15 protein-coding genes and 1 pseudogene are annotated in these 13727 nt (G+C 45.2%); 10 read left to right on the top strand and 6 right to left on the bottom strand.

The genetic code is table 11. The annotated features are described in order from the left end of the window. Window positions 1–11: 11 nt before the first annotated feature. A complete protein-coding gene (locus tag PN836_RS02335) occupies window positions 12–1184 on the bottom strand; it encodes a thiolase family protein (protein WP_395343034.1) in 1173 nt (390 codons plus the stop codon). A 236-nt stretch (window positions 1185–1420) separates the two neighbouring features. On the opposite strand from PN836_RS02335, the gene PN836_RS02330 reads away from it, so the two are divergent. From PN836_RS02330 to PN836_RS02305, 6 genes are all read left to right on the top strand, one after another. After that, window positions 1421–1816, top strand: a complete 396-nt coding sequence (locus PN836_RS02330; RefSeq protein WP_395343031.1) for a MerR family transcriptional regulator — start codon at window positions 1421–1423, stop codon at window positions 1814–1816. Next, on the top strand, window positions 1816–2985 hold the full coding sequence (locus PN836_RS02325; protein WP_395345427.1) for an isovaleryl-CoA dehydrogenase: 1170 nt from the start codon (window positions 1816–1818) through the stop codon (window positions 2983–2985). Before PN836_RS02330 ends, PN836_RS02325 begins: the two co-directional genes overlap by 1 nt. 102 nt (window positions 2986–3087) lie before the next feature. Beyond that, window positions 3088–4704, top strand: a complete 1617-nt coding sequence (locus PN836_RS02320) for a carboxyl transferase domain-containing protein (RefSeq protein ID WP_395343029.1) — start codon at window positions 3088–3090, stop codon at window positions 4702–4704. A gap of 53 nt (window positions 4705–4757) precedes the next feature. Continuing rightward, window positions 4758–5552, top strand: a complete 795-nt coding sequence (locus PN836_RS02315) for an enoyl-CoA hydratase/isomerase family protein (protein ID WP_395343026.1) — start codon at window positions 4758–4760, stop codon at window positions 5550–5552. Next, window positions 5542–7605, top strand: coding sequence for an acetyl/propionyl/methylcrotonyl-CoA carboxylase subunit alpha (locus PN836_RS02310; RefSeq protein ID WP_395343025.1), 2064 nt, complete (start codon window positions 5542–5544; stop codon window positions 7603–7605). Before PN836_RS02315 ends, PN836_RS02310 begins: the two co-directional genes overlap by 11 nt. A gap of 58 nt (window positions 7606–7663) precedes the next feature. Next, window positions 7664–8581, top strand: coding sequence for a hydroxymethylglutaryl-CoA lyase (locus PN836_RS02305; RefSeq protein WP_395343022.1), 918 nt, complete (start codon window positions 7664–7666; stop codon window positions 8579–8581). Window positions 8582–8624: 43 nt separating this feature from the next. Here PN836_RS02305 and PN836_RS02300 read toward each other — a convergent pair whose 3' ends face one another. The 4 genes and pseudogenes from PN836_RS02300 to PN836_RS02285 form a co-directional block, all read right to left on the bottom strand. Continuing rightward, window positions 8625–9140: a hypothetical protein gene (locus tag PN836_RS02300; RefSeq protein WP_395343020.1), complete on the bottom strand. Its 516-nt coding sequence runs from the start codon at window positions 9138–9140 to the stop codon at window positions 8625–8627. Between the two features lie 157 nt (window positions 9141–9297). After that, window positions 9298–9726: a UPF0158 family protein gene (locus tag PN836_RS02295; RefSeq protein WP_395343018.1), complete on the bottom strand. Its 429-nt coding sequence runs from the start codon at window positions 9724–9726 to the stop codon at window positions 9298–9300. A 112-nt stretch (window positions 9727–9838) separates the two neighbouring features. Beyond that, complete coding sequence (locus PN836_RS02290) at window positions 9839–10441, bottom strand: Pr6Pr family membrane protein (protein WP_395343016.1); 603 nt, start codon at window positions 10439–10441, stop codon at window positions 9839–9841. Window positions 10442–10729: 288 nt separating this feature from the next. Beyond that, a pseudogene (locus PN836_RS02285) lies at window positions 10730–10906 on the bottom strand (IS481 family transposase); the annotation flags it as partial. Window positions 10907–10921: 15 nt separating this feature from the next. On the opposite strand from PN836_RS02285, the gene PN836_RS02280 reads away from it, so the two are divergent. The 3 genes from PN836_RS02280 (at window position 10922) to PN836_RS02270 (ending at window position 12145) form a co-directional block, all read left to right on the top strand. Then, the gene (locus PN836_RS02280) at window positions 10922–11422 is read left to right on the top strand and encodes an IS1634 family transposase (protein ID WP_395343014.1); all 501 of its coding nucleotides are present in this window, start codon (window positions 10922–10924) and stop codon (window positions 11420–11422) included. Between the two features lie 266 nt (window positions 11423–11688). Further along, window positions 11689–11919 (top strand): hypothetical protein, encoded by a 231-nt coding sequence (locus tag PN836_RS02275; protein WP_395343011.1) that lies wholly within the window; start codon window positions 11689–11691, stop codon window positions 11917–11919. 13 nt (window positions 11920–11932) lie between these two features. Further along, on the top strand, window positions 11933–12145 hold the full coding sequence (locus PN836_RS02270) for a hypothetical protein (protein WP_395343010.1): 213 nt from the start codon (window positions 11933–11935) through the stop codon (window positions 12143–12145). A 413-nt stretch (window positions 12146–12558) separates the two neighbouring features. Here PN836_RS02270 and PN836_RS02265 read toward each other — a convergent pair whose 3' ends face one another. Further along, entirely contained in the window at window positions 12559–12711 is a 153-nt protein-coding gene (locus tag PN836_RS02265) for a hypothetical protein (RefSeq protein ID WP_395343009.1), read from the bottom strand. A 644-nt stretch (window positions 12712–13355) separates the two neighbouring features. Here PN836_RS02265 and PN836_RS02260 point away from each other — a divergent pair. Continuing rightward, window positions 13356–13658 carry a hypothetical protein gene (locus PN836_RS02260; RefSeq protein ID WP_395343007.1) on the top strand — a complete coding sequence of 101 codons (303 nt, stop codon included), beginning with the start codon at window positions 13356–13358 and terminating at the stop codon, window positions 13656–13658. The last annotated feature ends 69 nt before the right edge of the window (window positions 13659–13727 follow it).

Here is a 13727-nt window from a genome sequence, read left to right as displayed (position 1 = left end):
AATGAAAAATATCAGAGCATTTCAAGCGCTAAAGCAGTGCCCTCACCACCGCCAATGCATAGCGCTGCAACCCCTTTTTTGAGGCCTTTTTGTTTAAGTGCATGCAGCAAGGTCACCACGATGCGCGCACCAGACGCACCAATTGGATGGCCTAATGCACAAGCGCCTCCTTTGATATTCACTTTGCTGCTATCCAGTCCAAGTTTATTAATACCTAGCATGGTCACCATCGCAAAGGCTTCGTTGATTTCGAATAAATCGACGTCAGTGCTTGCCCACCTAGCTTTATCGAGTACTTTTTCTATCGCACCCACTGGCGCCACGGTGAAGTCTTCTGGTTTAATTGCGTTGGTTGCGTGCGCAACGACTCGCGCCAAAGGTGCTAAACCTAGTTCCGCCGCCTTCTCTTCTGACATAACAAGTAATGCTGCGGCACCATCGGAAATAGAGCTTGAATTAGCGGCCGTCACCGTACCATCTTTCTTGAAGGCTGGGCGTAGGCTAGGTATTTTGTCGATTCTCGCATTACCCGGCCCTTCGTCTGTATCAACCGTGACCTCACCCTTTCGCGTTTTAATAGAAACTGGCACGATTTCGTCGCTAAAGGTGCCCGCTTTGATGGCCTCTTGGGCTTTTGTCAATGAGGCAATGGCAAATTCGTCCATGTGCTCACGGGTAATACCTTCGCTGTCCGCCGTGTCTTGTGCAAAACAGCCCATTGCTTTGCCATCGTAAGCGTTTTCTAGTCCATCCATCATCATATGATCAAAGGTTTGTCCGTGCCCCATACGGTATCCCGCACGAGCCTTGCTCAATAAATATGGCGCACCCGACATGCTTTCCATGCCGCCTGCAACCACGGCGTGCGCACTGCCCGCTTTTATCAAATCATTTGCCAACATAATAGCTTTCATGCCAGAACCACAGACTTTATTGATAGTGGTTGCGCCAACACTTAAAGGTAAATCGGCGCCAAGCGTTGCTTGTCGAGCGGGCGCCTGGCCAAGCCCAGCCGGTAATACACAACCCATAATTACTTCGTCAACGGCATCAGATGGCACCCCATCCAGTGCAGCTTTAATGGCAGTTGCACCTAAAGAGGGAGAAGGAACACCGGATAGCGCGCCCATGAATCCGCCCATCGGGGTGCGTTTTGCTGCCACAATCACTACTGAATCACTCATTCTTTATTTCCTATGCTGTTGTAAATAAATACGCTTTTATTCGTACATATTAGCGCATGCGCCAAAAGCTTAAACCCTACTTTGGTGGTAGGCCTTTTTCAAGGTCATACGCCCGTGGATGCTTTACGTTTACGTTAACTTGACTTTACGTAAACGTAAAGTGCATTATTGCAACTTAATTTTAATTCCGCCTCGTGTTAAGCGTTTGGCGAGTTGCAAAAAGTATATGGCAAGATATGAGTTCAACTACTACATTCACCATTGGTGAACTATCTAAAGACTTTGATATCACCGCTCGTTCAATTCGGTTTTACGAAGAGCAAGGACTCATTGAGCCGGTTAGGAAAGGACAAGCGCGGATATATCACACGAAGGATAAAGTGAGATTAAAACTCATTTTACGCGGTAAACGCCTTGGGTTTTCACTCGCTGAAATCAAAAAGCTTTTTGAACTGTATGACACTAACCCTAATTCCGCCGCTCAGCTTAAAACCATGCTTGAGCTAACTGAACAAAAGCGCGCAGTGCTTGAACAACAGCTTAATGACATTCAAATGCTCATGAATGAATTAGATGATGTTGAACAGCGCTGTAAAGAAGAACTTAACGAGCTAACAAGAGGTGTTGCATGATCAACGCGCCCTATCCTACTTTAAACTTTGGCCTTGGTGACGATGTCGATATGCTTCGCGACCATGTGCATAACTTTGCTAAAAATGAAATTGCGCCAATTGCAGAGAAATCCGACGAAGCCAATGCCTTTCCAAATGAACTGTGGCCAAAACTTGGTGAAATGGGATTATTGGGGGTCACGGTGAGCGAAGAATTTGGCGGCTCAGACATGGGCTACCTTGCACACACGGTTGCCATGGAAGAAATTAGCCGCGCAAGTGCTGGTATAGGCCTAAGTTACGGTGCGCATTCCAATTTGTGTGTGAACCAACTTTACAAAAATGGTAGTCAGGCACAAAAAGAAAAATACTTACCGCAATTGGTATCAGGTGAGCACATTGGCGCATTGGCCATGAGCGAGCCCAATGCAGGATCTGATGTGGTCAGCATGAAGCTTCGCGCCGAGAAAAAGGGCGATAAATACATTTTAAATGGCAACAAGATGTGGATCACCAATGGACCTGATGCTCATACCTTCATTATTTACGCCAAAACCGATGTTAATGGTGGCTCAAAAGGCATCACCGCTTTTATCGTTGAAAAATCCACACCGGGCTTTAGTCAAGCGCAAAAACTAGACAAACTCGGAATGCGTTCGTCTAACACCTGTGAACTCGTATTTGAAGATGCAGAAGTGCCAGCACAGAATATCCTCGGTCAAGAAGGCGGTGGTGTGCGTGTTTTGATGAGCGGTCTGGACTATGAGCGTTTGGTTCTCTCAGGCGGCCCATTAGGCATCATGCAATCGTGTATGGACGCTGTGGTTCCGTATATTCACGACAGAACGCAATTCGGCAAATCTATTGGTGAATTCCAGCTTGTGCAAGGCAAAGTAGCAGACATGTATACGCAGATGAATGCCGCTAGAGCCTATGTTTATGCAGTAGCGCGCTCGTGTGATAGAGGTGAAACGACGCGTAAGGATGCAGCTGGTGCTATCTTATATTCTGCAGAACTCGCAACAAAGATGGCATTAGATGCGATTCAATTGTTGGGTGGCAATGGTTATATCAATGAGTATCCGACTGGACGCTTACTGAGAGATGCAAAACTATACGAAATTGGTGCAGGAACATCTGAGATTCGACGAATGCTAATTGGTCGAGAGCTCTTTAACGAATCAAAGTAGGAAGTGTCGTTTCCCCCACAAATATAACACTGCCTATGCGTCGCAACACAGCTGTTGCGACGAGGGTGTTGCTGGACAACTTGATAAGACGCTGGAGCACAGATGCCGATTTTAAACACTACCATCAATACTAATAGCGAGGCCTTTGCCGAAAACCGAATCCACATGCAAATGCAGGTAGATGACCTCTATCAGTTAGTTGAAACGCTGATGCAAGGCGGTGGAGAGAAGAGTAGAATTCGTCATACATCTCGCGGGAAGCTATTGCCAAGAGAACGCATCGAAACCTTGCTTGACGATGGCAGTCCATTTTTAGAACTCGGCCAGTTGGCTGCATACCAAGTGTATGAAGACTATGTGCCGTGTGCTGGCGTGGTCGCGGGCATTGGCTATGTTTCTGGCAATTTATGTATGATTGTTGCTAACGATGCTACGGTAAAAGGCGGTACCTATTACCCTTTAACGGTGAAAAAGCATTTACGCGCGCAAACGATTGCAGAACAAAACCACCTACCTTGCATTTACTTAGTAGATTCTGGCGGTGCAAACCTCCCTAGACAAGACGAAGTCTTTCCTGACAAAGAGCATTTCGGTCGAATATTCTTTAATCAAGCGAATATGTCAGCGAAAAATATTCCTCAAATCGCAGTGGTCATGGGCTCGTGTACCGCAGGTGGCGCATATGTGCCAGCAATGGCCGACGAGTCGATTATTGTCAAGGAGCAAGGCACGATCTTTTTAGGTGGACCACCGCTTGTACAAGCAGCAACAGGCGAGATTGTCACGGCAGAAGAACTAGGCGGCGGCGATGTGCACTGTCGCACGTCGGGCGTGGTTGACCATCTTGCCACTAATGACGAGCATGCCCTTCAAATTGCAAGAGATGCGGTCTGTCGACTTAATCGTGTGAGCGGCTCAAATCAATATCAAATCAAGCGGCAGGAAAGTATTGAACCGCGATATCCAACTGAAGATATCTACGGCGTTATTCCTAAAGACACACGCCAACCTTATGATGTTCGCGAGGTCATTGCTCGCGTGGTAGATAACAGTGAATTTGATGAATTTAAAAAGCTTTTTGGCGAAACACTCGTCTGCGGATTTGCACATATCGACGGCTACCCAGTCGGTATTTTAGCCAACAACGGTATTTTATTTTCCGAGTCGGCGCAAAAAGGCGCGCACTTTATCCAATTGTGCTGTCAGAGAAACATTCCGCTGGTATTTTTACAAAACATCACTGGCTTTATGGTGGGTAAGCAGTATGAAGCCGGAGGTATTGCCAAGCATGGCGCAAAAATGGTGACGGCCGTTGCCTGTGCAAAGGTTCCTAAAATTACCGTCTTGATCGGCGGCAGTTTCGGCGCAGGTAATTATGGCATGTGCGGTCGTGCATACGACCCTCGTTTTCTGTTTATGTGGCCTAACGCACGCATTTCAGTGATGGGTGGCGAACAGGCCGCAGGCGTACTAGCGCAAGTGAAAAAAGCACAGGCTGAGCGAAGTGGCGAAAGCTTTAGTGAAAGCGACGAGCAGGCCATTAAGCAACCAGTTATTGATACCTACGAAAAACAAGGGCATCCCTATTACGCGTCGGCGCGACTGTGGGACGACGGCGTTATCGACCCGGCAGATACGCGCAAGGTGCTTTCAATCGCCCTGGCAAGTGCCCTAAATGCGCCGCCAGAAGATACTGAATTTGGCATCTTTAGAATGTAGCTCAAAACACAAAACGCTTTGCTGACATGGCGGGCAGAGCAAAAGGAAACAATATGCATAATGTAGAACTCGATATTGCGGTGAACGGCGTGGCAAAAGTCACACTGAATCGGCCGGATGTTCATAACGCTTTTGACGATGAAGTGATTGCATCACTTATTGATATATTTGAGCAAATCGAAAACAACGACAACGTTCGTTTGATGATTTTACAAGCGAGAGGCAAATCATTCAGTGCAGGTGCAGACCTCAATTGGATGAAGAAAATGGCAGACTACTCTTTAGATGAGAACAAAGGAGATGCCGCACAATTAGCCACGATGCTGAACAAACTGTATAGACTCAACAAGCCTACCATTGCCCGTGTGCAAGGCGCAGCCTTCGGTGGTGCTGTGGGCTTAGTCGCTTGTTGCGATATTGCTATTGGTTCAAAGCTAAGCAAGTTTTGCCTCAGTGAAGTAAAACTTGGCTTAATTCCCGCCACTATTTCCCCCTATGTGGTCAATGCTATTGGCCTGCGCGAAGCGAAGCGTTTATTTATGACAGCAGAAGTTATTTCGTCTCGACGAGCACGCAGACTGGGCTTGTTAAACGAAGCGGTAAGCGAACAAGACCTTGACACCACGATTGACGAAATTATCAAAAACATTCTTAAAAATGGGCCTGTAGCCGTCAGTCTCGCTAAGCAGTTAGCGTGTGATATTGCAAACCGGCCTATCGACGACGCACTGATTGATGAAACCAGTGAATTAATCGCCAATGTGCGCGTGTCCAAAGAAGGCCAAGAAGGATTAAGTGCCTTTTTAAATAAACGCAAAGCCAATTGGAATACTAGCGATGATCAATAAAATTCTAATCGCAAATCGCGGCGAGATCGCGTGCAGAATCATCCGAACCGCAAAACGGCTTGGCATTTTCACTGTTGCCGTGTATTCCGAAGCCGACGCGACATCTCAACATGTTTTACTCGCCGATGAAGCCGTTTTGCTTGGGCCTGCGCCTGCGAGTGAAAGTTATTTAAACAGCGAGCTTATTCTCAAGCTCGCCGCAAAGTTAAATGTCGATGCCATCCATCCCGGATATGGTTTTTTATCTGAAAACGCAGACTTTTCCAAGGCCTGCCAGCAAGCTGGTATTGTGTTTATTGGCCCCTCTCCTGAAGCTATCAGTGCAATGGGCAGTAAATCTGCCGCCAAAGCCATTATGGAAAAAGCCGATGTGCCATTAGTGCCGGGTTACCATGGCAACAATCAATCACCTGAATTTTTAAAAGCGCAAGCCGATGATATGGGTTACCCCGTGCTATTAAAAGCAGCAGCAGGAGGCGGCGGTAAAGGCATGCGTCAGGTGTGGAAAAGCGAAGACTTTCATTCAGCCTTAGATGCTGCAAAGCGCGAATCGAAGGCGAGTTTTGGCGACGAGCACATGCTGATTGAAAAATATTTAACTGAACCTCGACACGTCGAAATACAGGTATTTTGTGACAATCACGGGAATGGTGTTTATCTCTTTGAACGTGATTGCAGCGTGCAGCGCAGGCACCAAAAAATCATTGAAGAAGCCCCTGCTCCCAACATGCCTCAAGATGTTCGCCGTCAAATGGGTGGGGCAGCCCTCAAGGCCGCTGAAGCAATCCATTATTCTGGCGCCGGCACCGTTGAATTTTTGTACGACAGCGATGGTCGATTTTACTTTATGGAAATGAATACTCGCCTACAAGTCGAACATCCAGTGACTGAAATGATTACAGGCGAGGATTTGGTTGCTTGGCAAATTGATGTGGCTAACAATTTACCTCTACCTAAAACCCAAGACGAACTCAAGATCAAGGGGCATGCCTTTGAAGCACGGATTTATGCAGAAGATCCGGATAATGAGTTCTTACCTCAAACCGGCGTACTACATCATTTGCGCCCACCAAAGGGACACGGCATTCGCGTAGATACAGGCGTTGAGCAAGGTGATGAGGTATCTGTTTACTACGACCCCATGATCGCAAAGCTGATTGTCCACGCCAACACCCGTGAGCAAGCATTGGCTAAATTAGTGCATGCACTGCATCAGTATCAAATTGTTGGTGTCAGCACTAATATTGACTACCTGCTGCGCGTGGCATCAAGCAAAGCCTTTAAGCAAGCTAACTTAACCACTGATTTTGTTGAGCGACATGATACGGCTTTAAAAAAACTGAAAGCAGCATTGAGTCGTCAGTCTCAGGCAATAGCGGCCTTTGCGTCTTTAGAATTTTCCTCTCACCGACAAACTCATCATCAGCAGTTGAGGGATTTTCGTGTAAACCATCAAAAGACTAAACGCGTTCAGTTCGTTAACCCAGCGCAAGTTGATACTGTCATCCAACCCGAAGCAGCGTCATCAAAAGAAGGCGACAGCGTAAAGGGTAGCTATGATATAGCCGCGATAAGCCGGAACTCAAACACCTGGTCATTCGATATTGACGGACACAGCATACTAGTGAAGGCGCTTAAATCTCAGCTCGATGCTTCTGAACAGTCTCTTGAATTAAATTTACAAGTCGACTTAAATCAGGTGTCAGTCAGGGTGATACGACAAACGACTTCGCAAAGCGACACCTTAGTTTTCTTTTTGCACGATGAGCAATTTAGCATCGAGTTGCCTCGAAAAGACTTTGATAATGATGACCAGGCACATGGCATGGGTGAGATCCTCGCGCCGATGAATGGCACGGTGGTCTCTATTCTGGTAAAAGTGGGCGACAGTGTGAAAAAAGGCGACGAGATCGCTATCGTCGAAGCGATGAAAATGGAGCATGCTTTGAAAGCGCCCTTTGACGCGAAAGTGCTTGAATGTTTTTCTAGCGATGGAGAACGAGTGGACGGCGGCGCAGCATTAATGCAGCTAGAGGCTTTATCAGAAGAATAGGCATGCAAATCGTTAGCGCAGCTTTAATCGCGCATAGCGGCCACAACGAGATGTAAATATGAGCTTAAGTGCAGATATTCCAAATCAGGTAAGCATTGTTGAAGTAGGTCCACGTGATGGCCTGCAAAATGAAAAGTCGCCACTTACGGTGTCAGATAAGGTGATGCTGATCAATGCCTTATCTGCCACTGGTTTAAAGCGCATTGAAGCAGGTAGCTTCGTATCCCCCAAATGGGTTCCTCAGATGGCGAACTCTGATCAGGTGCTTGACCAAATCGACCGATTGCAAGGCGTTTGCTACAGTGCGCTGACGCCAAATATGCGTGGTTTTGAGGATGCACTCAATGCGAAGACCGATGAAGTCGCAATATTTGGCGCGGCATCTGAGAGCTTTTCACAAAAAAACATCAATTGCAGTATTGAGCAAAGCATGGAGCGCTTCAAGCCGGTCGCAGAGGCTGCTTTATCAAAAGACATTCCGGTAAGAGCGTATGTTTCTTGTGTACTTGGCTGTCCGTACGAGGGCGACATTAGCGCTCAGGCGGTACTCGATGTCTCGCTTGCCTTGCTTGATATGGGTTGTTACGAAGTGTCACTTGGCGACACCATTGGGGTCGGTACACCGCTTGAAACCGCTAGCTTGCTATCTCTATTACTGAGCCAAATACCTGCCGAAAAACTCGCCTTACACATGCATGATACCTATGGTCAAAGCCTTGCAAACATACTCGTTGGGCTTCAAAACGGTATAGCGACGTTTGACAGCTCGGTATCTGGCCTCGGCGGCTGCCCCTATGCTAAAGGTGCCTCAGGCAATCTAGCCTCAGAAGATTTGCTATATATGCTTGATAACATGGACATAGAAACAGGGGTGGATTTAACAAAACTGTGTCTGGTCGGCAATGACATCAGCCGTAAACTGAATCGTGTAAACGGTTCAAAAGCGGGTATGGCTACCCTATCAAAACTGCAATAGCCACCCTTTACGTGGCGCGATTTTGTTTTTTGCTGATGGATATTTAAAATGCATATCGGAACCCTGCGCTAAATACATTGGTGTCGTCAAAACGCTCATAACTGAGCTCGATACTTGTTGATTCAAAAATAAGCCAGCCTGCACCAATGCCTGCCCCAAAGTCATTACTTGTATCCGATTCAGAAGAACTACTGCTACTGAAGATAAGCCTCGAATCAACCGTTAGATGACTGACGCTCGCAAACATGTAGACCGTTTCAGCAACATCATATTGCGCCCTGATGCTCGCCCCGAATAAGTGATTGACTTCTAAATCTATGTTTAATGCACCATTAGCGGACGAATCATCACCTACACCCAATCCATACTTGATTTCAGGCACTATACTTAGCTTGTCGCCAATAGGAAAAGCGTAAGCGAGTGAAGCGCTTATGGCACTGACGTTGACATCAATCTCGCCGCTTTCAGATAATTCGGTGTAGTTGAACCCAATGGCCCAGTTTGCGTAGCCTTTAAAACTCGCAAATGCAATAAAAACGGCAATTAATAAACGATTCATATAAACACTGTCCTATTCGCGATTTCATACGTACTTAGTTCACCATACCATTGCGTACAAATGCTCCGCATTAAAAGCGGTTAATGCTGCGATTTAGCGCACACACATAATGTTTAGTTTAGCAAATGAAAAACAAAGACTACAATTTAGGGCTTCATCAACACTTTTGTTGTGTAGCGTTGTCAAATTCAACATCATTATCTCGACACCACTCAATTGTGGCGCGTTTTAACGCGGCCTCTTCGTATTTGTACCAACTCTCCAGTTTTCCTTTTGATTCTAGGAGAGCCTTAAATTTTGAATAAGCGCCGCGTCGACGAAAAATATCGTAGCCAAAGTCTAGCTTTTCAGGAATCGACTCAGCAATAAACTGAATAGCCAAGCGCTTACCCAAACCTAAGTCTTGTTTGCTAGGAAACATAAGATATCTATCACTCTCGTAGAGATCATCTGGTATAGGCTCTTCCACCGCATCACCCACATAATATATTTCGCCATTATCTATATTGATAAACGCTTCGTGATCGCCTAATCCAGAAGACGCAAATTCAATTGCCCATTCAATGTCGTCTAGTTTTGCCGCCATATTTTTTCTCTTGGTATTTAGTTTTCCAATAAGGGGAGATTATTTGAAGACGCAATGTTGCATACCGAGCATGCGCTTCTGTGCAAACACAGTCAGCACCATTGTTCAACGCTTATAATCGGCCAACTGTTTTCCCCAGCAGTATAAAAGACGCTGCCCCTATAACTAGGCTAATAGACAAAGCAATGGCATTCAATGCCACTTTTTTAAGACCGAGCACTTGCACGTTTGTAAATTCATAGGGGTAGAACCTTGACCATTTGCCATGCACGACCGTGTATAGCGCATAACTTATCGGAAAAATTAGCCAATACCCGATCAGTGAATACTGTAGTGCTTCCTTTTCTGAAAATACCAACCAGTAAACAAAGGTTATGACGGGCGTGACCGCATGAACAGAAAGATCAGAAATGCGCTCATACACAGAGAGCTTAGGCCAACCAAAAATCAAATAATTCGCGATACCCACAGTCAGTATATAGAAAGTAATTGCAGCAGCAACATTCGCATTTTGCGCAAACTGACCAATTTCACTTGAAGGCAGAAACGCTAAAGCTGCAAACCAGATTAATACCAAAAAATTTGAAAGCGTAGTGTAATAGCTAAAAAATTTCCAAACAGTGAGTAAGATACTGTCTGATCCCCTCTTTAAGATTTCTCGGAATAGACTAAAGGTAAGAGCGCACGCAACGATAAAAAAGAGAATAAAGTTCACGTTATCCTTTAGAAAAAGCAGCTTTTAATGCCAATAAAACGGGCACAAACTTATTGGCAAGATTGGCATCGGCGTCAATAAATTTGTTTCTCAGCGAACAATAAAAAGCGCATTAAATTGCTAAAAAGTATACTTTGCCTTAAGCAATGAGTGAAGCTGAATAAACAAAAACACCACCACAAATACGATGGTGAATTGGCCTATGGTTAATAGTTTTAGCGCCAAAAAACCGTAGCAATAAACAACACCGTGAACAACGAAATCTATTACTAGCCATTTCAAAATATCAGTATCGACTTCACCACATGCCTCATCATCTTTTGTCTTACTCTCTAGCGCTTGAACTTGCGCCGAGGTCAAAATGATATTGTTTTCGGACGCCATTTTTTCTTCTAATGCGTTAATTTGTCTTATGAGATTTTCAAGTCGATGGCGTAACCAAACGCTACGTCCACCACTGGCAGAAAACTGCTGGTAGCCATGATCATCAACGGTCTAGGTTTCACCGGTCTTACATTGCATATGTATGGTAAATATTTTAAAGATAAGCCGTTGGATAGATTGTTGGGAGAAAACACTGAGGTTAAACATATCAACGATGCTGCTTTAGGTCGTTGTCTAGATGCTTTGTATGACTATGGGATCATTTATTTATACCAACAGCTCGGCGAAAAAGTTGTGTCGCATTTAGGCCTAGCCAGTGAATCCTTGCACTTGGAATCCAGCAGTTTTCATTACGATGGACGAGAGACGCCGGATGATAATATGCACACTGTATGCTTATGTAAGGGGTACTCCAGAGACCATCGAACGGAGTTAAATCAAGTTATTCTGAATTTGATTTGTGATAATCAATCTGGCATTGCTGTTTATTTGAAACCCGCCAGCGGCAATAGCAATAGCAATGATATGGAAGGATTCAAGCAGATTGGCAAAGCCCATGTAGGGAGTTTGAAAGCGGCGCAATCGCACTATCAGTGATTGTTTGGGACATCATTATCAACAAATTTATTCTTAATATGGGTGCGGGATGGCAGTTGAATATACCGGGACACGAGCCGTTAGCCTTTGATTACATCACACCTAATCATGCGCGTTCATCTATCCAATAGAAAGTGTCTTGCACAAAGCATCTTTGCGATAGCAATCTGCTTTCTAACCTGCAGTACAGTTCCTTTTTATGCAGAAAAAATGTAACTTTAATACCAGATAGAAATACGTCTATCTAATCTTCGAAAGGAATTATTATGCAAAAAATACGGAATAATGAGTTGGAGCTCGTAAGTGGCGGTGATGCACTTGCTTACGGGTTTATCGGTGGCGCGGCGGGCGGTGGTTTCGGCTCTGCTGCAGGCACCATGGCTGGAATAATGAATGGCGCGTTGACTGGCGCTAAATGGGGTCGAATAGGCGGTTTTGCGGGCATGGGTATTGGTGCTGCAATAGGCGTAGGCTACGCAATTTATAAAATGAATTAAGGATGAATATTTTATGAAAGAATTAAACGTAAAAGAAATCGAATCGACGAGTGGTGGTGGTAGTTTTGAATTTGCCGTAGGCGGTATCGGCGGTTTTGGAACTGGTGCAGGGCTAGGAGTGAAGATCGGTGCTGTCGGAGGTCCAGCAGGTATGCTCGTTGGTGGTCTAGTTGGTGGCCTTTTAGGCACTATTGGTGGTACATATGCGGCATTCAAGCTCCGATAGTTTACTTAACAGGCTTAAAAATAAGCATCGCCAAGCGCGATGCTTCCCTACAGCCATGCTCATATTTAATGCGCTTTGTTTTGCTCTTATCTTTCTGCCTATAAATATTTGGATAAAGCTGAGTTTTTTACTCGCGGGCTTTTTATGGTTGGGTTACGGCATCTTCTTTTCTTCCTCAAAAAAAGCAAAGAAATGAGTGTCAAGCGAAAAACCCGCTTACGTCACAAACAACACAAGAGAGTTCAAACGTGTTGAAAGTTTAGAATTGGTGGACTGGTCAGTAAGAAAGTGAGAGTAAGCAATATTTGTCGCAATAGCGCGATGAACGATTTGCATGACTTTGCACAATTGTTTCGGATACCTAGCACGCAATAGACGAAGCGGGATGTGTAAACTCAACACCTATTGACGAACTAGATATCTTTTAAGTACATCATCGACCAATAGATTGGCACTCTCAGCCATACGTCTAGCGCACAGCTGGGACAGAAACCTCGCCTTTTGCAGCTAAACACTACTAGTTTTTCGTGTTTGCAATCATCGTAGACTACGTGAAGAAAATCCATATTCAAGCCGACCACACTTTAGAAATGCATCAAATTCATTTTTTACATGATGTGGTAACCACTTTCCTTGCAGTGAAAGCTTCGTCGTGGATTATGGGTAGTGACGTTGTACCAGTTAATACAGCAATATATGCTCTGGTTGGTGACGATAGTAGGTATGAGTGTGAGCCGCTAACAATGCTGTACTTACCAAAGATTGGCATCTCAGTGGGTAGGTGATCTTTGTGTGAGTCCACTGACCTTGGAGATAGAAAAGTATTGCGTGAAGGTCCGCAAGGCATCCCGAAATTGCAAAAAAAAACTCAATAGCGTGGAAGTTGTAAACGTAAGCGGTGGCTTTGCGCCATTGGGTGTAGTTGGTTTTGACGCATTAACTGGTGGTATAAGCTGGTGCTCAAAGTGGCAGTTGGCGTGGCGCAGTCGCCGGAGCTGTATTAGGTGCTGCTTCAGCCGGAACACTTGGGTTAGCGGCCGCAACTTCTGGCTTCGTTCGTGCAGGTTGGGCGATTCGTTCTGTGGCTTTAGGGGGAGCAGGTGGAGCGATTGGAGGCGGTGGCCCAGCCGGTGGTGAAAGCGCTTCACGATTACACAAAGCTGAATAACAATATTGCAAGGAGGCATTGCCTCCCACTAAGTAGGCGATTATGTCTATGTGGCTGCATATTAATTGGAATCAGCAAAAGTTAGAAAATTGGAAAAGAATTAGAGCAAAGGGAAAGCGAGATTATGTCACTAGAAATGGCTTTAAGGTTTGTATCCCCGTTTTAGTTGGTTTTTTGATCATCGCTTTTATTCTCCGCATTGTTAAAGGTAGATTTGAGGAGTCGGCTTTTTGGATATGGTTGTTTAGCTATATCGTAATTGCAGTTGTGTCGAGTTTTGGTGGTATCAATTGGAAGTGGGATGAGACAGAAAAGCAATATCGTGAGCATATAGCAAGTAAATAGAATGTGAGAAAAACAGCATAACTAGATTGGTCGTTTTTACTTCGCCTCACCGTATTAACCATGAATTAT

This window comes from Ningiella algicola (assembly GCF_028401415.2).
GTDB lineage: Bacteria > Pseudomonadota > Gammaproteobacteria > Enterobacterales > Alteromonadaceae > Glaciecola.
Note: the sequence above shows the minus strand (reverse complement) of the source record. Positions and strands in the feature narration are given on the sequence as shown.

What these genes read in the sequence shown, in the direction of transcription:
- PN836_RS02335 (WP_395343034.1), bottom strand. Translation starts at nt 1,184, where the DNA reads ATGAGTGATTCAGTAGTGATTGTGGCAGCAAAACGCACCCCGATGGGC.
- PN836_RS02330 (WP_395343031.1), top strand. Translation starts at nt 1,421, where the DNA reads ATGAGTTCAACTACTACATTCACCATTGGTGAACTATCTAAAGACTTT.
- PN836_RS02320 (WP_395343029.1), top strand. Translation starts at nt 3,088, where the DNA reads ATGCCGATTTTAAACACTACCATCAATACTAATAGCGAGGCCTTTGCC.
- PN836_RS02315 (WP_395343026.1), top strand. Translation starts at nt 4,758, where the DNA reads ATGCATAATGTAGAACTCGATATTGCGGTGAACGGCGTGGCAAAAGTC.
- PN836_RS02310 (WP_395343025.1), top strand. Translation starts at nt 5,542, where the DNA reads ATGATCAATAAAATTCTAATCGCAAATCGCGGCGAGATCGCGTGCAGA.
- PN836_RS02305 (WP_395343022.1), top strand. Translation starts at nt 7,664, where the DNA reads ATGAGCTTAAGTGCAGATATTCCAAATCAGGTAAGCATTGTTGAAGTA.
- PN836_RS02300 (WP_395343020.1), bottom strand. Translation starts at nt 9,140, where the DNA reads ATGAATCGTTTATTAATTGCCGTTTTTATTGCATTTGCGAGTTTTAAA.
- PN836_RS02295 (WP_395343018.1), bottom strand. Translation starts at nt 9,726, where the DNA reads ATGGCGGCAAAACTAGACGACATTGAATGGGCAATTGAATTTGCGTCT.
- PN836_RS02280 (WP_395343014.1), top strand. Translation starts at nt 10,922, where the DNA reads ATGATCATCAACGGTCTAGGTTTCACCGGTCTTACATTGCATATGTAT.
- PN836_RS02275 (WP_395343011.1), top strand. Translation starts at nt 11,689, where the DNA reads ATGCAAAAAATACGGAATAATGAGTTGGAGCTCGTAAGTGGCGGTGAT.
- PN836_RS02270 (WP_395343010.1), top strand. Translation starts at nt 11,933, where the DNA reads ATGAAAGAATTAAACGTAAAAGAAATCGAATCGACGAGTGGTGGTGGT.
- PN836_RS02265 (WP_395343009.1), bottom strand. Translation starts at nt 12,711, where the DNA reads ATGGATTTTCTTCACGTAGTCTACGATGATTGCAAACACGAAAAACTA.
- PN836_RS02260 (WP_395343007.1), top strand. Translation starts at nt 13,356, where the DNA reads ATGTCTATGTGGCTGCATATTAATTGGAATCAGCAAAAGTTAGAAAAT.